Genomic DNA, 19,284 nt, shown 5'->3' on the forward strand with positions numbered 1-19,284 from the left:
CCGACATGCAGGTCACCGAGACGCTGAACGAAGGTCTGAAGCGCGGCTACGACATCACTGTCACTGCTGCTGAGCTGGACGAGAAAGTGAACGAAAAGCTGGCCGAGGCGCAGCCGGAAATCGAAATGAAGGGTTTCCGCAAAGGCAAGGTGCCGATGCCGCTGTTGAAGAAGCAGTTTGGCCAGCGTCTCATGGGCGAAGCCATGCAGGAAGCCATCGACGGTGCGATGAATAAGCACTTTGAAGACTCGGGCGACAAGCCTGCCTTGCAGCCGAAAATCGAGATGAAGAACGGCGAAGAGTGGAAAGAGGGCGACGACGTTGAGGTCGCGATGTCCTATGAAGCGCTGCCCGAGATTCCCGAAGTTGAGCTGAAGGGCATCAGCCTGGAAAAGATGGTTGTCAAAGCGGATGACGCCGCCGTGGACGAAGCCCTGGGCAACCTGGCCGAGACCGCGCAAGACTTTAAGGCCCGCCGCAAGGGCTCCAAGGCCAAAGACGGCGACCAGGTCGTCATGGATTTTGTTGGCAAGGTTGACGGCGAAGCCTTTGAAGGTGGGTCCGCAGAAGACTTTCCGCTGGTGCTGGGGTCGAACCAGTTCATTCCCGGTTTCGAAGAGCAGCTGGTTGGCGTGAAAGCCGAGGAAGAAAAGGAAGTGACCGTTTCTTTCCCCGAAGAGTACCAGGCCGAGCATCTGGCAGGCAAAGAAGCTGTCTTCACCTGCAACGTGAAAGAAGTGAAAGAGCCGGTTGCGGCCGAGATCAACGACGATCTGGCGCAGAAATTCGGCGCCGAAGATCTGGAAGGTCTGAAGGCACAGATCAGCGAACGTCTGGAAGCCGAATACGCCGGCGCGGCCCGTGCCGTGATGAAACGCGCGCTGCTGGATGAGCTGGACAAGCTGGTGTCGTTCGATCTGCCTCCGTCGCTGGTCGAAGCCGAAGCGGGTCAGATTGCGCACCAGCTGTGGCATGACGAGAACCCAGAGGTCGAAGGCCACGATCACCCCGAGATCGAAGCCAGCGACGAGCACACCAAGCTGGCCGAACGCCGCGTGCGTCTGGGCCTGTTGCTGGCCGAACTGGGTCAGAAAGCCGAAGTGCAAGTCTCGGACGCCGAGATGACCCAGGCCATCATGAACCAGGCACGTCAATACCCCGGTCAAGAGCGTGAGTTCTTTGAATTCGTGCAACAGAACGCACAGATGCAGCAGCAGCTGCGTGCGCCTCTGTTTGAAGACAAGGTTGTCGACTACATCTTCGAATTGGCAGAAGTGGCCGACAAAGAGGTCTCGAAAGATGACCTTGAGAAAGCCATCGAAGCGCTCGACGACGAGTAATTTCGGGTCAGAACAGATTGAAAAGGGCCGTCCAGAGGGGCGGCCTTTTTTGTTGCGCGTGGCGGAAAGCCCACAGGCCCAAACCAGCCCGATGCTTCACCTTAGCCTGCTAACAAGCTTTGCAAGCGGGGTTTTTGGTGCCGTCGTGCCTGATTACACGTGCTCAAACAGGGAGAGGTAAACGCCCTCCAGTGTCCCACACCAAGGGATTTCGTCAGGATGTGATACTGTGCCGACATTTCATCGTGATGGAGGCAGTGATGAGCAAGAAGCTATTGGCCGAGTTCTTTGGAACGTTCTGGTTGGTTTTTGGAGGCTGTGGCAGCGCCGTTCTGGCCGCCGGTGTGGCGGATGTGGGCATAGGATGGCTGGGGGTCAGTCTGGCCTTTGGTCTCACGGTTTTGACCATGGCTTATACGGTCGGGCATATTTCCGGTGGGCATTTTAACCCGGCTGTGACCTTGGGTCTGGTGCTTGGCGGGCGACATGACGCCAAAGAGATGGTGCCCTACTGGGTCGCACAGGTGCTTGGCGCCATTGCAGCAGCGGTCGTGCTTTATGTCATCGTCATGGGGCAGTCCGGGGCGACGGGCGTGGGTGGTTTTGCCTCGAACGGCTACGGCGAGGCGTCTCCACAGGGCTATTCCATGATGGCCGGGCTGGTGACCGAAGTTGTGCTGACGGCCTTTTTCTTGATCATCATCCTCGGAGCAACCTCGAGCGGCGCGCCGGCGGGTTTTGCGCCCATCGCAATCGGTCTGGGGCTGACGCTGATCCACCTGATCTCGATCCCGGTCACCAACACTTCCGTGAACCCGGCAAGATCGACAGGTGTTGCGTTGTTTGCCGATGGCCCGGCTCTGGGACAGCTATGGTTGTTCTGGGTCGCGCCGCTGATCGGGGCCGCGCTGGGTGCGATGATCTGGAAGATGATGTCCGACGACTAGGCGGTATCAGATCGGAACAAAGGGCCGTGACGTCACGGCCCTTTTCTTTTGCAAAGCCAAATGGCGTGGCTAGGCTGAGCCAAAAAGGGGAGCACGCCATGAACCATACGGCCTTTGACAAACAACGATTTGAGGCGTTTGCCAGTCTTGACCGGCCCGGTCCCATTCACATGCTGAACCTTGTGAGGCTGCGCGAGAATGCCGCCTACGAAGACGGGCGTATCGCAACCGGGGCCAACGCCTATGCAGCCTATGGGCGCGAAACAGCGCCGATTTTTCAACGTCTTGGGGGACGGATCGTCTGGCGTGGCCAGATGGAGATGATGCTGATTGGGCCGGAAGAAAAGCAATGGGATCTGTGCTTTATTGCTGAATACCCGGACGTGCAGGCCTTCCTGGCCATGATCCGTGATCCTGAGTATCGCAAAGCGATGGTGCACCGGCAGGCCGCCGTCGAAGACAGCCGGTTGATCCGGATGGAGCCACAGGATGTTGGCGCAAACTTTGGCGATTAGTCCGCGCCGGTGAGGTGCCAGCTGCGGTGAAACAAAAAAACCGGCGCTCAGGGGCGCCGGTTTTCTTTTTCATCAGGTAGAGGTCAGGATTACTCCTTAACTTCTTCCTCTTGCGCAGGGGCGTCATCGTCCGATCCGATCAGGTCGTCGTCGTCCGAAGCGGCAGCGCCGATATCGTCGAACAGTTCGGCGATTTCAAACTCTGCTTCGGCTTCGGCTTCGGCGGCCAGTTCCTGGATCGATTTGCCCGAGGCTTGCAGTTCGGCTTCTTCTGCCGAGCGAGCCACGTTCAGCTGGATCGTGATGTCGACCTCGGGGTGCAGGATCACGTGCACATCGTGCAGACCCAGGTCCTTGATCGGCTGTGCCAGTGCAACCTGTTTCTTGTCGACCGAGAACCCACCGTCGGTGGCAGCCTCTGCGGCGTCACGCGGGGTGACCGAGCCATACAGAGCACCGGCGTCCGATGCCGAGCGAATCACGATGAACTGTTGACCGGCGAGACGTTCGCCCAGTTCTTCGGCTTCTTTCTTGGTTTCCAGGTTGCGGGCTTCGAGCTGAGCTTTCTGTGCTTCGAAAGAGGCCACGTTGGCGTCCGAAGCGGTCAGAGCTTTGCCCTGAGGCAGCAGGAAGTTGCGTGCGTAACCGGGTTTGACGTCAACAACGTCACCCATTTGGCCCAGTTTGGCCACGCGTTCGAGAAGGATTACTTGCATGATGCTCTCCTTACTTCACGGCGTAGGGCAGAAGGGCGAGGAAGCGGGCGCGTTTGATAGCACGGGCCAGTTCACGCTGCTTCTTGGCCGAAACGGCGGTGATACGCGACGGCACGATCTTGCCACGCTCAGAGATGTAGCGTTGCAGCAGTTTCGTGTCTTTGTAGTCGATCTTGGGTGCGTTGTCGCCCGAGAAGGGGCAGACTTTGCGACGACGGAAAAATGGTTTTGCAGCCATAACTTAGTGTCCTTTCTTCAAGCTAGATCAGCGGCGCTCGCGACGGGTGTCGCGTTCGTCACGTTTCTGCATTTGGATCGAGGGACCCTCGGCGTGCTCGTCGACCTTGATGGTCAGAACGCGCATCACGTCATCATGCAGGCGCATCAGGCGTTCCATTTCCTGTACGGCCGTTGCCGGAGCATCGGTGCGCAGGAAGGCATAGTGGCCTTTGCGGTTTTTGTTGATCTTGTAGGCCATCGTCTTGACGCCCCAGTATTCGCTGTTGAGGACGTTGCCGCCATTGTCTGCGAGGACTGTGCTAAAGTGTTCGACGAGGCTTTCGGCTTGCGCGTTGGACAGGTCCTGGCGCGAGATGAATACATGCTCATAGAGGGGCATGTGTGCTCCATTCATTTTCAGGCGCATTTCAAAGAGCGGGGCGTCACACCTTTCGCGCCCCACCCACGAGAGACTGCGCGGTTCAGATTCATTGCGAAAGGATGGCGCTGTATAGCCGAATTGCAGGCTGTTGCAAGCCCTTGTTTTGCGGGTTTCAGAGCATTCGAACCGCACCATCGCCGTATTACCCAACTGCTGCCCCAATCCTGCCCCAATTCCCGGAAAAACTAACTAAAGCTAGAGCTATTTTGGGAGACAGGCCATGGCCGTCGCAAAGTCCATGACAATCACCGCAGATCACACCGCGCATGGGTTCGCCCGCGGTCATTCGGTTCCGGTGCGCGCCGCCTCGGTGTTCTTTGGCTTTGCGTTTATCTGGGCCGGAGCAGGTCTGTGGCTGATGCCGGGACCAGAGCTTGACCCGTCGATCCTGTTGGCCAAGATGTTCATCTCGATCCTCTTGGTGACCGCGGGTGTTGGGATGACCCAGATCGCCACGGAAAAACCAAGCAGCGAGTTGCATTTCGATTCCCGTCACCGTCAGGTTCATATGGTTGAAAGCCTGCCGCGCGGGCGCAGCCACGTGGTCAAGACCATCAACTACGAAGATATCGCCCGTGTTGATGTGACCGACGCCGAACTGGTGATGCTGAACGATGCTGGCAAGATTTTGGTCGAGCTACCGCTGGATGGCCCGCATGCGCGTCTGGATGCAATTGCTCATCTGCGCAGCCAATCCTTGATGACGGGCTGATCACGGGTTTTCACAGTTTTTCACTGTTCGAAATTTCACAGTCTTTGTGGGTTTCTATGCAGTTGCTGCGCGTCCGTGCAGCACAATATTGGAACGGCATATTTTGTTCCAATGGAGAGACTTAGATGAAAACTGCACTCCTGGCTGCTGGCCTGGCCACTGTCGTCACCGCCGCATCTGCCGCGCCTGAAAAATACCTGCTGGACCCGTCGCACAGCCAGATCGTATTCTCTTACAACCACCTTGGGTATTCGACCAATTGGGGCATGTTCTCGGGCTTTGAAGGCGAGATCATGTTCGATCAGGAAGATCCGTCCGCGTCATCGGTGCAGGTCTCCATGCCTGTCATGTCGATGATCACCGGCTGGGAAGAACGGTTCCAGCATTTCATGGCTGATGACTTTTTTGGCGCGACCGAGGCGGATGTGGTGACATTCACTTCGACCGGGATTGAAATGACCGGCGAAAACACAGCGAAAATCACCGGTGATCTGTCGATGAACGGCCACACCAAGTCGGTGGAGCTGGACGCGGTTCTCAATCAGGCCGGAAATCACCCGATGGCGGGCAAGCCCTGGGCCGGCTTCTCGGCGACCACAACCCTGCTGCGCAGCGACTATGGCGTGGATCAGTTCGCACCCTTCGTCAGCAACGAAGTGGACGTGATGATCTCGATTGAGGCGATGAAGGCAGAGTAACGGGCTTTCACGATAGTACGAAAAAAAAGGCCGCCAGAGAGGATCTGGCGGCCTTTTTTGCTGGCGGGTAAGAGTGCGGCCCTGCTTGGCGCCAATGTTCGAAGCGCCCCGGAGTGCTTTCCAAAACATGAATTGGGGGTCAGCTGCCTTGGGCGCGGGTGGCAGTCAGGGCCACGGTGACCGTCACGGCAAACCCCAGAGAGCTTTCATCCGGCATCGAGGCACCAACAGCAAAATCGCGGCGATCGAGGGTGGTTTGCCCGGTCATTTGCGCCTGATTGTCGTTAAGGCTGAGGGTAAAGGGCAGATCCAGAGGCACAGTGCTCTCCTTGAGGGTCAGCGTGCCAGAGGCCACATAGCCCTCGTCCGCAGGCAGGATATCGGCCTTGAACGTGGCGGTTGGGAAATTGGTCGCGTCAAAGAAATCGGCCCCCAGCGCCTGTTTGGTGACCGATCCCAGGGTGAGTGATCCGATGGCGATGGTCACTTCGACAGAGCCGTGCTTGCCGTCAGGGGCGGTCTCATCAAAGACAATGGCGGCTTGCCAGTCGGCAAAGTGGCCGGTGACGTCGGATCCGAACTGGCGTACGCCGATGGCAAGTTCCCCCGAGGTGACCTGCCAATCCGTGGGCACAGCGGCAAGAGTGTCGGTGGCCGAGGGGGCATGATGCCCGGAGAACAGACCGGCATAGGTGCCAGTCCCCAGAACAGAAACCCAGATCATCAGCGCGGCAACAAGCGGTCTGAGGCTGCGTTGTTCCGCAGGTGGGGTTGGCGCGCTGTGTGGGCCGGGCAGCATGCGTTGCAGGGTCTGGTCGCGGTCGATGACAAAGTGCTTCAGGGCACCTCCGACATGGGCCAGGATCGCCCCGGCCAGCACCAGCATGAACAGATAGTGCAGCGTCGAGGTAAGCGCGGCCAGCGCCTCGGATTTGGGCACGAAGGGCAGGGATTGACCAAAGGGCCAGAGAATCGGAGCAAACCCCGTGGTGGCCGCGTGGTGAACCCACCCCGTCAGGGGAACCAGAACCATCGAGCCATAGAGCAACCAGTGTGCAGTGTGTGCGGCCAGCGCCTCTAACCGGTGTTCGGCGTTCAACAGGGCGGGGCGGATTTGGCTCAGACTCCAGAAAATGCGCAAAAGCCCAAGGAAAAAGGCCGAGATGCCCACGGTTTTGTGCAAAGAAAACAGCCAGGCTTTTTGGGCGATCTCTTCCCCTGTTCCCATCGGTGCCTGCTGGGCGACGTATCCAAGTGGCAGGGCGCTCAGGATCAGAAGAGCCGTGAGCCAGTGAAAGGTTTTTGTAACGCTGCCGTAGGCGCGGTCTGTGTTGATGGCGGGCATTGGGGTCTCCGGGGCCAGATCTTTGCCACTAGATAGGCTGAAAGCCTGCCCGCCAAAACGGTTTTGCGCGCACAAGGCTTGTTTGTCTGTGCGCAAGGCCGTTGCACCGGCGGGTTGAGCAGGGTATTCCGGCTGAAACACTTGAAACATAGGGGGCAGCATGAGCCGCGCATTCGTTTTTCCCGGTCAGGGCGCACAAACCATCGGAATGGGTAAAGCGCTTGCAGACGCTTATCCCGAGGCCAAGGCGGTCTTTGACGAAGTGGATGAGGCGCTGGGAGAAAGCCTGAGCGCGTTGATCTGGGAGGGCGAGCAGGATCAGCTGACGCTCACGCAGAATGCCCAACCTGCGCTGATGGCGACATCTCTGGCGGCCATGAAGGCTCTGGAGGCCGAGGGGGTGACCATCGAAGCCGCGTCTTACGTGGCCGGGCACTCATTGGGAGAGTACTCGGCGTTGGCCGCAGCCGGGGCAATCAGCATTTCTGATACCGCGCGCCTGTTGCGGACACGGGGCGAAGCCATGCAGGCCGCCGTTCCGGTAGGGGTTGGCGCGATGGCGGCTCTTCTGGGGCTGGATTTCGAGACTGCGCGCAACGTGGCGGCAGCGGCGGCCGTAGGCGAGATCTGCCAGGCCGCCAACGACAATGATCCGGGCCAGGTAGTGGTGTCGGGCCACAAGGGGGCCGTGGAGCGTGCCGTGGAGCTGGCCAAAGAGCAGGGTGCCAAGCGGGCGGTTCTGTTGCCGGTCAGCGCGCCTTTCCATTGCGCGCTGATGAAGCCCGCCGCCGAAGCCATGGCCGAGGCACTCAGTGGCGTGGACATGGAAGCGCCAAAGGTGCCGGTGGTGGCCAATGTGATTGCCGAGCCTGTGAATACCTCGGCGACGATCCGCGCCCTGTTGGTTGATCAGGTCACCGGCTCGGTGCGCTGGCGCGAATCGGTGATGTGGATGGCGCAGAACGGTGTGACCGAAGCCTGGGAAATTGGCGCAGGCAAAGCACTGTCCGGCATGATCCGCCGCATCGACCGTTCGATCGCCTGCAAGGCCGTCGGCACGCCGGACGATGTAAAGGCGGCGGCAGAGAGTTTGAACGGCTGAGGCCGGAGCGGAAAACAAGGATAGAGAGATGTTTGATCTGACAGGAAAATGCGCGCTGGTGACTGGCGCGTCGGGTGGCATCGGTGGCGAGATCGCCAAGGCGCTGCATGCTGCAGGCGCGACCGTGGGCCTTTCTGGCACACGCGTAGAGCCGCTCGAGGCACTGGCCGCCGAACTGGGTGAGCGCGCGCATGTGCTGCCCTGTAACCTCAGTGACCCAGAGGCCGTGGACGCGCTGCCAAAGCAGGCGGCCGAGGCGATGGGGTCGGTCGATATTCTGGTCAATAACGCCGGGATCACCCGCGACCAGATTTTCATGCGCATGAGCGACGATGAATGGCAAAGCGTTCTGGATGTGAACCTGACCTCGACCATGCGCCTGTGCCGTGGTGTGATGCGTCCTATGATGAAGGCACGCTGGGGGCGGATCATCAACATCTCGTCCATCGTGGGCGCCACCGGCAACCCCGGTCAGGCGAACTATGCGGCCTCTAAGGCGGGCATGGTCGGTCTGACCAAGTCGATTGCCTATGAAGTGGCCAGCCGTGGGATCACTGCCAACGCCGTGGCGCCGGGCTTTATCGCCACCGCAATGACCGACAAGCTGACGGACGATCAAAAGGGCAAGATCAACGCGCAGATTCCCGCCAATCGCATGGGCATGCCGGAAGAAATCGCCGCTGCGGTTCTGTACCTTGCCAGCTCTGAGGCGGGCTATGTCACCGGTTCGACCTTGCATGTGAACGGCGGTATGGCCATGTTGTAACCCAGCCGGCCCGGGCTGCTTGCACATTCCGGGCCTGCCGGACCTTTTGCCGCTAACATGCGAAAGCGTTTGCCTTGGCAGGCGGATATGCTATAGGCGGCGAAGATTTTCCGAGGGTGCCGTCTGGTTCCCACGAACATCCGGGCAACCGGAGACAAGAGCCGCCCCTCGGGGCACCAACCAATGCCTGCCTCGTGGGGTGGGTCATCAAAAGGGTCGATTGGCCCATGACGAATGAGGAAATGACATGAGCGACGTCGCAGACCGCGTGAAAAAGATCGTTGTAGAGCACCTGGGTGTTGAAGAGGACAAGGTTGTTGAAAACGCCTCGTTCATCGACGATCTGGGCGCAGACAGCCTGGACACCGTGGAACTGGTAATGGCTTTCGAAGAAGAGTTCGGCATCGAGATCCCCGATGACGCAGCCGAGACCATCCAGACCTTTGGCGACGCGGTGAAGTTCATCACTGAAGCTTCCTGAGTTTCCGCGCCTCTCAAGGCGTGAGATTGGCCCCTGCCGCAAGGTGGGGGCCTTTTTCTTTGCCAAATTGCCCCAGATTCGTGACCTGTGACGGAAACGACGCGAATTCTGCCGATTTGGGGATATCTCCGAAGGATGTTAGGCTTTCAACCTGCGCTGAACGGTGCCGGTGTGCCCGGTTTTTCCTTGGAGGTCAAAATGATCGTTTTCCCAACTATTGAACTGCAGGGGGGCAAGTGTGTCTCGCTGACCCGCGGACGTCTTGAAGAGCCGTCGATTTGGCACGTGGACCCTGTTCAAACGGCGCAAAGCTATGCCAGTGCCGGGGCGTCGTTCATCCACATCACCGACCTGGATGCGGTTGCGGGTGAGGGCAACAACGATGAGCTGATACAGGAGATCGTGCAAAAGGCCGGAAGTTCGGTGCAACTGGGCGGCGGGTTTCGCACCCGTCAACGTGTGGAAGAGTGGATCGACAAGGGCGCTGGCCGCGTGGTGATCGGCACTCTGGCGGTGCAGGACCCGACCACGGTGCAGGAGCTGGCCACGCGCTATCCGGATCAGATTGTTCTGGCCGTGGACGTGTTTCAGGGCAAGTTGATGACCGAAGGCTGGCGCAATGCCGGAGCAATGGACCCTGCGGACTTTGTGCGGGCCTATGACAGTGCACCGCTGGCGGGGGTGGTCGTCACCGATATCGACGCCGACATCGGCGATCAGGAAGGCCAGCTGGGCGTGATCTCGGGCGTGGCCGCAGCGACGCGGCATCCGGTGATCGCACGCGGTACGGTGCGCAGCCTGGATGACATCTCGCGCCTGAAGTACGTGGCCAATATCAGTGGCACGCTGGTAGGGCGCGCGCTGCACGCCAAGGACATCGATCTGGCCGAAGCGCTGGACGTGGCCCAGCCGGTGCCGGAACCAAAAGCAGAGTTTCAATAAAACCTTCTGAGAATTGAGTGACAGCGCCCAACTTTGGTGGGGCGCTGTTTCTTTTGGAGGATGGCCGCCGATAGGGTCGGTTGCACTTGCCCCCGGTGGGTAAGGCACGGTATTAGCGGACAAGAACTTGAGGAAAGGGCAGCAATATGCGTCGTGTCGTCGTTACTGGGCTTGGTCTGGTCACTCCGCTGGCTTGTGGAGTCGATGAGAGCTGGGAACGTATTCTGGATGGGCAATCCGGGGCAGGTCCGATCACCCGATTTGATACCGAGCGTGTGACCACGAAATACGCTTGCGAAGTGCCCTATGGGGACGGGTCGGATGGCACGTTCAATCCTGACGATTGGATGGCGCCGAAAGAGCGTCGCAAGGTGGATGACTTTATCCTCTATGGCATTGCAGCCGCCAAACAGGCGGTCGAGGATTCGGGCTGGAAGCCGGAAGACACTGAAAGCCGCGAGCGCACGGGCGTCATGATTGGCTCGGGCATCGGCGGACTGCAATCAATTGAACAGACCACGCTTTTGATGGCGGAACGCGGCCCACGCCGTGTGTCTCCGTTCTTTATTCCAGGGGCGCTGATCAACCTGATCTCGGGGCAGGTGGGCATTGAATATGGTTTCAAAGGCCCCAACCACGCAGTTGTCACCGCCTGTTCGACCGGGGCCCATGCCATCGGAGATGCAGCGCGTCTGATCATGTTTGGCGACGCTGACGTGATGGTGGCCGGTGGCGCCGAGGCCGCGATTTGTGAAATCGGTATCGCCGGGTTCAACGCTTGCAAGGCGCTCTCGACCTCGCGCGGGGAAGACCCGAAATCGGCCAGCCGCCCTTATGATGCAGACCGTGATGGCTTTGTCATGGGTGAGGGCGCAGGCGTGGTTGTGCTGGAAGAATACGAACACGCCAAGGCACGTGGTGCCAAGATCTATGCCGAAGTGCTGGGCTATGGCCTGTCGGGCGACGCCTATCACATCACCGCACCGTCGGAAGACGGTGAAGGCGGTGAACGCTCGATGCGCGCAGCGCTGAAGAACGCAGGTCTTGAGCCCAAGGACGTCGATTACATCAACGCCCACGGTACTTCGACCATGGCGGATGTGATCGAGCTGGGCGCGGTCGAGCGCATGATGGGGGATGCGGCAGGCAAGGTGACCATGTCGTCGACCAAGTCGATGACCGGGCACCTGTTGGGCGCGGCTGGAGCGATCGAGGCGATCTTCTCGATCCTTGCGATCCGCGATCAGGTGGCGCCGCCGACGATCAACCTCGACACACCTGCAGTGGAGACACAGGTTGATCTCGCGCCGAACAAAAAGGTGGAACGCGAGATCAATGTGGCGCTGTCGAACTCGTTTGGCTTTGGCGGCACCAACGCCTCGGTGATCTTCGGAAAGGTTCGCTGATGTGGCGACATATCGCCTCTAACGCGATTACATTGCTGATCGTGGTCGTGTTTCTGTTGGGCGGCGTGATCCTCTGGGGGCAGTCACAGTACCGCGCCGAGGGGCCGCTGGACAGCGCGATCTGCCTGAGGGTAGACCGCGGATCAAACATGAGCCGCGTGTCGCAAGAGCTTGAAAAGCAAGGCGCAATCACGAACGGGTCGATCTTTCGGATCGGCTCGGACTATGCCGATAAATCCGACAAGCTGAAGGCGGGATCGTTCCTGGTGCCGCCCGGCGCGTCGATGGAAGAGATCGCCGACATCGTGACCCGTGGCGGGGCGAGCACCTGTGGGACCGAGATTGTCTATCGTGTGGGTGTGACCCGGCAAGGGGTGCAGGTGCGCGAGCTGGATCCGGAGACGGGGCGGTTTGTCGAGGTGGCGGCGTTCAACCCGGCTGAAGATGAAGTGCCGGCGGTCTTTACCCAGGTCAACCAACAGCCCGACACGCGCTATCGCATCTCGGTTGCAGAAGGTGTGACCAGCTGGCAAGTGGTTGATGCACTTAAGAAAATCGAACTTCTCTCGGGTGAGGTTAACGTGCCGGAAGAAGGCACGCTGGCGCCGGACAGCTACGAAGTGCGCGCCGGGGATGCCCGCAGCGATGTTGTGCAGCGCATGCAAGCCGCGCAAACCGTGCTGGTGGATGCGGCGTGGGAGTCGCGTTCAGACGATACGCCATTGAAAACAAAAGAAGAAATGCTGATCCTGGCCTCGATCATCGAGAAGGAAACCGGCGTGGCCGAAGAACGGCGTCAGGTGGCGAGCGTGTTCACCAACCGGTTGGATCGCGGCATGAAACTGCAGACCGACCCGACCGTAATCTATGGCATCACCAAGGGTGAAGGCGTGCTGGGTCGTGGGCTGCGGCAGAGTGAATTGCGCCGCGAAACCCCTTGGAATACTTATGTAATTACCGGGTTGCCGCCGACACCCATTGCCAACCCGGGACGTGCCAGCCTGGAGGCTGCGGTCAATCCCGATGAGACCGAGTACCTGTTCTTTGTGGCCGATGGCACCGGGGGGCATGCCTTTGCCACCACGCTGTCCGAGCACAACGCAAATGTGCGCAAGTGGCGCCAGATCGAGGCAGAGCGCGCCAATCAGTAGGGTGGCGGCTCAGTCCTTGCCAAAGGGTTAACTGACCAATTTGTACAACATTTTTGGGGGCGTTTCTCCATGTTGTACAACTTGATTATTAACCATCCAGAAAGGTTTTCTGCACGATTTTGGTCGTGATCTGTCGTGACTTTGAACCCTGTCTTTCAAAAGTCTCTCTAAACCTCCCAGATCAAAAAAAATGGCCGCACGCACACATCCTGCGGCGGCCATTTTTTGGCTGGGGTCATTCTCAGAGGTTAGTTGACGAGGACGTCTTCATCCTCTTCTTCTGCTTCGGTCACCTCATCATCGACAGTTTCGGTTTCCAGCGATGCAAGGTCGGACAGGCGTTCGTCCAGCGCCGCCTCGAAGTGTTCGCGCGCCTCGGGCGTGACGTCCCGATCGCCCGCCAGCTCCGCAAAAGCCGCGTCCGCGGCCGCCTGCGCGGCCTCGACGTCGGTGGAATCGATCGTGTCTTGCGCCGTGTTGTAATCGGCGGTCAGATCGTCGTTCACAGCCATGACATCGGTATCTTCGTCGGAGGGGGTGTAAACTTCGAAGCTTTGGGTGTCCTCGTTGAAGACAACTTCGACTCCGGGGGTGTTGGTGATCCCGTCGATTGTGGCCGTTGCCCCGGCAACCGCCGCCAATGCGTCAGCGTAGCCATTGCGGGCGTCGGACTGCGCATAGGCCGCGATACGGCCAACCATGCTGGTGGGAGAAGCATTTGCCCAGGCATTTGCGCTGGCATGATAGGCGTTCAGCCCCTTGAGTGACGAGGCGATTTGCCCGTTCACGCTGCCTTTGGTGCTGCTTTTGGTGGTTTTGGCGGCGGCCTGTTGTGGGGCCTTGGCCTTAGCGGTTGTCGTGGTCGATTTGGCCACGGCCGCTGTATGCCTGGTGGTGTTGATACCGAACAGGGCCGCCATGCTTTTGCCAAAGCCGCCGCCTTTGCCACCACTGTGACCATTGCCGCCACCGTGACCGTTGCCGCCGCCATTTCCACCGCCGTTGCCGCCGCCATTTCCACCACCGTTGCCGCCGCCATTTCCGCCACCGTTACCGCCGCCGTTGCCGCCACCATTTCCACCGCCGTTGCCCCCGCCGGCGATGGCAGGTTCAGCGGTAAAGACGATTACTGACGCCGAGACCGCCCCAATCAGGGAGAGGGTCAGCGCGGTTGTTTTGAGCAGGGAATTTAGGTGGCCCATGATAGTTCTCCTTGGGTATTTGCGGCCAAATTAGCCCCGCATTGGGGCGGAAATACGGCAAAATCCGGACATGTTCATTGCTTGCGCAACAACCTGCGAACGGTGGGTTAAGCGGCTGGTGATCTGGTTGGGTCAGGGTGTGTCTTGCCGGTCGGGGCGTGATGTTCCGGCTATCGCGGAGGGGTCAACCACGCGTGAGAGGCAAGACCATACATGAGCAAATTCACAGCGCCTTTGGGCGGGTCGCCACTGGATGAGGATGTGGCGGAGGTGAGGCACCAGTTGAAGAGTCTGAGAGGCGGGCTCGCCCTGTTGCGGGACAAGCTGGAGCAGGATGAGGACATTGCGGGCGGGCCGTTTGGCAAGGTTCTGATGGAACTGCGCCAATTGCTGCGCACCACTATGGAGACGGAGCAGAAACTTGAAGAACGTCGAAAGAAAAAGGAAGGAATCGTCCACGACTATCGGCTCGACCTCGAGGACGCGCGGACTTCGATCGGGCGCCGCCTGGATCGCCTGCGCGCCGCTGAAGACGCGCGAGGCTTTTCTGGACGGGTTGAGTGAGGGCGAGCTGCTGGCGCTGCCCTATCTGTTTGAGTTCTGGGCGTTTGATCATCAGTTGCCCCCCGAGGGTGACTGGAAAACCTGGGTGATCCTGGGCGGGCGCGGCGCGGGCAAGACCCGCGCCGGGGCCGAGTGGGTGCGCGCCATGGTCGAGGGCAATGGCCCGATGGACAAGGGGCGCGCCCGGCGCGTGGCACTGGTCGGCGAAACGGTCGATCAGGTGCGCGAGGTGATGGTCTATGGCGAAAGCGGCATTCTGGCGTGCTCGCCCTCGGATCGCCGGCCCAGGTGGGAGGCCGGTCGCAAGCGGCTGGTCTGGCCCAATGGCGCCGTGGCGCAGGTGTTTTCTGCGCATGAACCCGAGGCGCTGCGGGGGCCGCAGTTTGATGCGGCCTGGGTGGATGAGCTGGCCAAGTGGAAAAAGGCGCAGGACACCTGGGATATGCTGCAGTTCGGCCTGCGGCTGGGAGAGCACCCGCAGGTCTGTGTGACCACCACGCCGCGCAATGTGGGGCTGTTGAAGGCGCTGTTGGCGCAGGGTTCAACCGTGTCGACCCATGCGCCGACCGAGGTGAACCGCGCCAATCTGGCGGACAGTTTCCTGGCGGAGGTCAAGGCGCGCTATGCGGGCACGCGGATGGGACGGCAGGAGCTGGAGGGCGTGGTGCTGGACGATGTCGAGGGCGCGCTCTGGACCACGCGGATGCTGGAGAAGCTGCGGCGCAAGCGGTTGCCAAAGCTGGATCGCATCGTGGTGGCGGTGGACCCGCCGGTGACAAGCCATGCGGGGTCGGATGAATGCGGCATCGTCGTGGCCGGTGTGTCGATGCAGGGCGAGGTCGGAGACTGGCGCGCCTATGTGCTGGACGATGTGACGGTGCGGGCCAAGAGCCCGCTGGGCTGGGCGCGTGTGGCGGTCACGGCGATGGAGACCTGGGGCGCGGACCGGCTGGTGGCCGAGGTCAACCAGGGCGGCGATCTGGTGAGCGAAGTGGTGCGGCAGGTGGACCCTCTGGTGCCGATCAAGCCGGTACATGCGGCGCGCGGCAAGGCGGCGCGGGCCGAGCCTGTGGCGGCGCTTTATGAGCAGGGGCGGGTGTTTCACGTCGGCGGCTTTGGGGCGCTTGAGGATCAGATGTGCCGGATGACGGTGCAGGGATACGAGGGGCAGGGCAGCCCGGATCGGCTGGATGCTTTGGTCTGGGCGCTGCACGAGTTGGTGATCGAACCGTCTTCGCAGTGGCGGCGTCCACGTATGCGCAGCCTGTGAGGGCACCGAACGGTCGCCTGAGAGCGAATTAACACATTTAGGGGACAGTGCCCCAAGTCCAAAGCGCAAGGCTTGGGCCCGGGGCCACCCCGAAGAGGCAGAAAAACAGGAGCGAACACAAGATGGTTTTTGACGTCTTCCGGCGGCCCAAGGCCGAAGCACCCGAGCAGAAAGCCAGCGCCACAGGGCCGGTCGTTGCCTGGCACGGGGCGGGCCGCGTGGCCTGGAGCCCGCGCGATACGGTGTCGCTGACGCGGTCGGGGTTTACCGGCAACCCGGTTGGGTATCGCTCGGTCAAGCTGATTGCAGAGAGCGCGGCGGCCCTGCCACTGGTGCTGCAGGGCGAGGTGGAGCGGTACGCCGAACACCCGGTGTTGCAGCTGTTGGCGGCGCCGAACCCGGTGCAGGGGCGGGCAGAGCTGATGGAGACGCTTTATGGTCAGCTGCTGTTGTCCGGCAACGGCTATGTCGAAGGTGTGCCGGGGGAAGATGGCATGCCGATCGAGCTGCACGTCTTGCGGTCGGACCGGATGTCGGTGGTGCCCGGAGCAGATGGCTGGCCGATTGCCTATGAGTACAAGGTCGGGGCGAAAAAGCATCGGTTTGACCTGAATGCCGGGGCGGCGGTGTGCCATGTAAAGAACTTTCACCCGCAGGATGACCACTATGGGTTCTCGCCGATGCAAGCGGCGGCGATGGCGGTGGATGTGCACAATGCGGCCTCGCGCTGGTCCAAGGGGCTTTTGGACAATGCAGCGCGGCCCTCGGGGGCGATTGTCTATCGGGGCGCGGACGGTGGCGGTGGCATGACCACCGATCAGTATGACCGCCTGGTGGGAGAGATGGAGAGCCACCATCAGGGTGCGCGCAACGCCGGTCGCCCAATGCTGCTGGAGGGGGGGCTGGACTGGAAACCCATGGGGTTCTCGCCCAGTGACATGGAGTTCCAGAAGACCAAGGAGGCCGCTGCGCGCGAGATTGCGCTGGCCTTTGGGGTGCCTCCGATGCTCCTGGGCATTCCCGGAGATGCGACCTATGCCAATTACCAAGAGGCGAACCGGGCGTTCTATCGCCTGACGGTTCTGCCGATGGTGGGGCGTGTTACGGCCATACTGGGCAACTGGTTGGCAGGGTTCACGGGCGAACGGCTGGAGCTGAAACCGGATCTGGACCAGGTGCCTGCATTGTCAGCCGAACGCGATGCGCAATGGACGCGGGTGTTGAACGCCGAGTTCCTGAGCGAGGCCGAAAAGCGCCACATGCTGGGTCTGCCTGCGAAGCTGGTCGATGAGCCTGCCGATGGGTGAGCCGAGATATGGGTTTGAGCAGTTCGACTGCGCCCCTGCCTTGCGGCTGGAAGCGCATGAGAGGGTCGCAAAGTTGCAGTTCGACAGTCTGAACCGACGGCTGGACAAGATCGAGGCTTTGATCGAGCGGCTGGAAAAACGGTTGTGGCTGACGGTTTACGGCGTGGTGGGTGTGATCCTGGCGCAGGCCTTTCAAGGCTTGCTGAATGCGGCACCTTAGGGCGCGAAGAAAGGGTGAATGATGGATTATGACAACGGTTTGGAACGCAAATTTGCGCGGTTCGGAGACGGCTTGCTGGTGCAGGACGGCACCGTGATCGAAGGCTACGCCAGCTTGTTTGGCGCCAAGGATCAGGGCGGCGACATTGTGCAGAAGGGGGCCTATGGCAGCTCTTTGGGCAAGCTTGCCAAGGCCGGGCGTGGGGTGAAAATGCTGTGGCAGCATGATCCGAGCCAGCCGATCGGGATCTGGGACGTGGTGCGCGAAGACGCCCGCGGCCTGTGGGTCAAGGGGCGGCTGTTGACCGACGTCGAGAAGGGGCGCGAAGCGGCGGCCCTGATTGCAGCCGGTGCGATTGATGGCCTGTCCATCGGCTATCGCACGGTGAAAGCCACAAAGAACGACAAGGGCCAGCGGCTCTTGCAGGAACTGGAGCTGTGGGAGGTGTCGCTTGTCACCTTTCCGATGCTGCCCAGTGCGCGCGTGTCGGCCAAGGGCGAAAGCCCGGACAGTGACATGTTGCGGGAGTTGGCGGCGGCCCTTGAGGACGCCCGTCAGGAGCTGCGGCGACCCTAGGGGCGCCGGGCAACAACCTTAGATCGAGGACCATGTTGATGGGTAACACCGAGACCAAGTCTCGGGGCGGAGAGGCTTTGTCTCCTGCTGCCGAGGTGAAGTCGGCCGTGACGGGTTTCATGAACGACTTCAGGGACTTCAAAGATGAACTTAACCAACGATTTCAAAAACAGGAAGAGCGACTGACCATGCTTGATCGTAAATCGCACACCCCCCAGCGTCCGGCGCTGGCCACTGCAATGGATGCGGAAGCCCCGCATCAAAAGGCCTTTAACGCCTATCTGCGTACCGGCGAGGATGATGGCCTGCGCGGGCTGGAGATCGAAGGGAAATCGATGTCGACCGCTGTGAACAGCGACGGCGGTTACCTGGTGGATCCACAAACCGCGGACACCATCAAGTCGGTGCTGCATACGACAGCGTCGATCCGGGCCATTGCCAATGTGGTCAACGTTGAGGCGACCTCGTTTGACGTGCTGTTTGACTCGGCTGAAATGGGTGCAGGCTGGGCCGACGAGACCTCGGCCACCACGGAGACCGGCACCTCGAACATCGAGCGCATCACCATTCCGCTGCACGAGTTGTCGGCGCTGCCCAAGGCCTCGCAACGTCTGTTGGATGACAGCGCGTTTGACATTGAGGGCTGGCTGGCCGGGCGCATTGCCGACAAGTTTGCCCGCGCCGAGGCCTCGGCCTTTGTCAGCGGTGATGGTGTCGACAAGCCCAAGGGTTTCCTGACCTACACCAGTGCCGATGCCGGAACCGAGGTCTGGGGCGAGCTGGGCCATGTGCGTTCGGGTGCGGATGGTGCTTTTGATGCCGCCAATCCGGCGGATGCCATTGTGGACCTGGTCTATGCGCTGGGGGCGGAGTTCCGCGCCAATGCAACCTTCGTGATGAACTCGAAGACCGCAGGGGCTGTACGCAAGCTGAAGGATGCCGATGGCCGTTTCCTGTGGTCGGATGGTCTGGCGGCGGGTGAGCCTGCGCGTCTGATGGGCTATCCGGTGCTGATTGCCGAGGACATGCCTGACATTGCCAGCTGGGCTCCGGCGATTGCCTTTGGTGACTTTGCCGCCGGTTACACCGTGGCTGAGCGCCCGGATCTGCGCGTGCTGCGCGACCCGTTCAGCGCCAAGCCGCATGTCCTGTTCTATGCCACCAAGCGTGTGGGCGGGGATGTCAGCGACTTTAATGCGATCAAGCTGCTGAAGTTCGCAGTCTGAGGGCTGTGAAGGGTGTGGGGTGGTCCTGAACCGCCCCATGCCGGGCGTGCGTCCAGTATTTGCGTTGTCTGGCTGTCCCCTCCGTTCGAGCGGCGCAAGGACGCGCGCCCGAACCGGCGGAGGGGCCGCAATTTTCG

Annotated in this window: 22 protein-coding genes; 17 read left to right on the forward strand and 5 right to left on the reverse strand. The window is 60.6% G+C overall.

Translation table 11 applies throughout. The annotated features are described in order from the left end of the window. Positions 1–5: 5 nt before the first annotated feature. The 3 genes from tig (at position 6) to EK369_RS00485 (ending at position 2,802) form a co-directional block, all read left to right on the forward strand. A complete protein-coding gene (gene tig / locus EK369_RS00475; protein WP_127111729.1) occupies positions 6–1,340 on the forward strand; it encodes a trigger factor in 1,335 nt (444 codons plus the stop codon). 260 nt (positions 1,341–1,600) lie between these two features. Further along, the gene (gene aqpZ, locus EK369_RS00480; protein ID WP_127111730.1) at positions 1,601–2,287 is read left to right on the forward strand and encodes an aquaporin Z; all 687 of its coding nucleotides are present in this window, start codon (positions 1,601–1,603) and stop codon (positions 2,285–2,287) included. A 98-nt stretch (positions 2,288–2,385) separates the two neighbouring features. After that, on the forward strand, positions 2,386–2,802 hold the full coding sequence (locus EK369_RS00485) for a DUF1330 domain-containing protein (RefSeq protein WP_127111731.1): 417 nt from the start codon (positions 2,386–2,388) through the stop codon (positions 2,800–2,802). A gap of 89 nt (positions 2,803–2,891) precedes the next feature. Here the strand turns inward: EK369_RS00485 and rplI are convergent, their stop codons facing one another. Genes rplI through rpsF form a run of 3 tightly spaced genes read right to left on the reverse strand, consistent with a single transcriptional unit; the run spans position 2,892 to position 4,137 of the window. After that, positions 2,892–3,518 carry a 50S ribosomal protein L9 gene (gene rplI / locus EK369_RS00490; protein WP_127111732.1) on the reverse strand — a complete coding sequence of 209 codons (627 nt, stop codon included), beginning with the start codon at positions 3,516–3,518 and terminating at the stop codon, positions 2,892–2,894. Between the two features lie 10 nt (positions 3,519–3,528). After that, complete coding sequence (gene rpsR, locus EK369_RS00495) at positions 3,529–3,756, reverse strand: 30S ribosomal protein S18 (RefSeq protein ID WP_008328567.1); 228 nt, start codon at positions 3,754–3,756, stop codon at positions 3,529–3,531. Positions 3,757–3,783: 27 nt separating this feature from the next. After that, on the reverse strand, positions 3,784–4,137 hold the full coding sequence (rpsF, locus tag EK369_RS00500) for a 30S ribosomal protein S6 (protein ID WP_127111733.1): 354 nt from the start codon (positions 4,135–4,137) through the stop codon (positions 3,784–3,786). A gap of 262 nt (positions 4,138–4,399) precedes the next feature. On the opposite strand from rpsF, the gene EK369_RS00505 reads away from it, so the two are divergent. Both EK369_RS00505 and EK369_RS00510 read left to right on the forward strand, forming a co-directional pair. Next, positions 4,400–4,891, forward strand: a complete 492-nt coding sequence (locus EK369_RS00505) for a hypothetical protein (RefSeq protein ID WP_127111734.1) — start codon at positions 4,400–4,402, stop codon at positions 4,889–4,891. 125 nt (positions 4,892–5,016) lie between these two features. After that, positions 5,017–5,589, forward strand: coding sequence for a YceI family protein (locus EK369_RS00510; RefSeq protein ID WP_127111735.1), 573 nt, complete (start codon positions 5,017–5,019; stop codon positions 5,587–5,589). A gap of 139 nt (positions 5,590–5,728) precedes the next feature. On the opposite strand, the gene EK369_RS00515 is transcribed toward EK369_RS00510, so the two are convergent. Then, a complete protein-coding gene (locus tag EK369_RS00515; protein ID WP_127111736.1) occupies positions 5,729–6,934 on the reverse strand; it encodes a cytochrome b/b6 domain-containing protein in 1,206 nt (401 codons plus the stop codon). Positions 6,935–7,094: 160 nt separating this feature from the next. On the opposite strand from EK369_RS00515, the gene fabD reads away from it, so the two are divergent. The 6 genes from fabD to mltG all read left to right on the forward strand — a co-directional run bounded on the left by fabD (position 7,095) and on the right by mltG (position 12,782). Next, complete coding sequence (gene fabD / locus EK369_RS00520) at positions 7,095–8,036, forward strand: ACP S-malonyltransferase (protein ID WP_127111737.1); 942 nt, start codon at positions 7,095–7,097, stop codon at positions 8,034–8,036. Between the two features lie 28 nt (positions 8,037–8,064). Then, positions 8,065–8,802, forward strand: a complete 738-nt coding sequence (gene fabG, locus EK369_RS00525) for a 3-oxoacyl-[acyl-carrier-protein] reductase (protein WP_127111738.1) — start codon at positions 8,065–8,067, stop codon at positions 8,800–8,802. Between the two features lie 247 nt (positions 8,803–9,049). Beyond that, positions 9,050–9,283 (forward strand): acyl carrier protein, encoded by a 234-nt coding sequence (locus tag EK369_RS00530; protein WP_073249626.1) that lies wholly within the window; start codon positions 9,050–9,052, stop codon positions 9,281–9,283. Positions 9,284–9,481: 198 nt separating this feature from the next. Next, positions 9,482–10,225 carry a 1-(5-phosphoribosyl)-5-[(5-phosphoribosylamino)methylideneamino]imidazole-4-carboxamide isomerase gene (locus EK369_RS00535; RefSeq protein WP_127111739.1) on the forward strand — a complete coding sequence of 248 codons (744 nt, stop codon included), beginning with the start codon at positions 9,482–9,484 and terminating at the stop codon, positions 10,223–10,225. 146 nt (positions 10,226–10,371) lie between these two features. After that, a complete protein-coding gene (gene fabF / locus EK369_RS00540; protein ID WP_127111740.1) occupies positions 10,372–11,631 on the forward strand; it encodes a beta-ketoacyl-ACP synthase II in 1,260 nt (419 codons plus the stop codon). Beyond that, on the forward strand, positions 11,631–12,782 hold the full coding sequence (gene mltG, locus EK369_RS00545) for an endolytic transglycosylase MltG (protein ID WP_127111741.1): 1,152 nt from the start codon (positions 11,631–11,633) through the stop codon (positions 12,780–12,782). The genes fabF and mltG overlap by 1 nt, the downstream gene beginning before the upstream one ends. Positions 12,783–13,030: 248 nt before the next feature. Here mltG and EK369_RS21950 read toward each other — a convergent pair whose 3' ends face one another. Beyond that, on the reverse strand, positions 13,031–13,984 hold the full coding sequence (locus tag EK369_RS21950; protein WP_206198003.1) for a hypothetical protein: 954 nt from the start codon (positions 13,982–13,984) through the stop codon (positions 13,031–13,033). 213 nt (positions 13,985–14,197) lie between these two features. On the opposite strand from EK369_RS21950, the gene EK369_RS00555 reads away from it, so the two are divergent. The 6 genes from EK369_RS00555 to EK369_RS00580 all read left to right on the forward strand — a co-directional run bounded on the left by EK369_RS00555 (position 14,198) and on the right by EK369_RS00580 (position 19,147). Continuing rightward, the gene (locus EK369_RS00555) at positions 14,198–14,548 is read left to right on the forward strand and encodes a hypothetical protein (protein ID WP_127111742.1); all 351 of its coding nucleotides are present in this window, start codon (positions 14,198–14,200) and stop codon (positions 14,546–14,548) included. Further along, entirely contained in the window at positions 14,448–15,818 is a 1,371-nt protein-coding gene (locus tag EK369_RS00560; RefSeq protein WP_438672155.1) for a DNA-packaging protein, read from the forward strand. Before EK369_RS00555 ends, EK369_RS00560 begins: the two co-directional genes overlap by 101 nt. Before the next feature lie 122 nt (positions 15,819–15,940). Then, positions 15,941–17,125 (forward strand): phage portal protein, encoded by a 1,185-nt coding sequence (locus EK369_RS00565; protein WP_127111743.1) that lies wholly within the window; start codon positions 15,941–15,943, stop codon positions 17,123–17,125. Beyond that, positions 17,118–17,345 (forward strand): GTA head formation protein, RCAP_rcc01685 family, encoded by a 228-nt coding sequence (locus EK369_RS00570; protein WP_127111744.1) that lies wholly within the window; start codon positions 17,118–17,120, stop codon positions 17,343–17,345. Before EK369_RS00565 ends, EK369_RS00570 begins: the two co-directional genes overlap by 8 nt. A gap of 21 nt (positions 17,346–17,366) precedes the next feature. Beyond that, a complete protein-coding gene (locus EK369_RS00575) occupies positions 17,367–17,921 on the forward strand; it encodes an HK97 family phage prohead protease (RefSeq protein ID WP_127112482.1) in 555 nt (184 codons plus the stop codon). A 38-nt stretch (positions 17,922–17,959) separates the two neighbouring features. Beyond that, a complete protein-coding gene (locus EK369_RS00580; protein WP_127111745.1) occupies positions 17,960–19,147 on the forward strand; it encodes a phage major capsid protein in 1,188 nt (395 codons plus the stop codon). The last annotated feature ends 137 nt before the right edge of the window (positions 19,148–19,284 follow it).

Source organism: Shimia sediminis, from assembly GCF_003990645.1.
Taxonomy (GTDB): Bacteria; Pseudomonadota; Alphaproteobacteria; order Rhodobacterales; family Rhodobacteraceae; genus Shimia; species Shimia sediminis.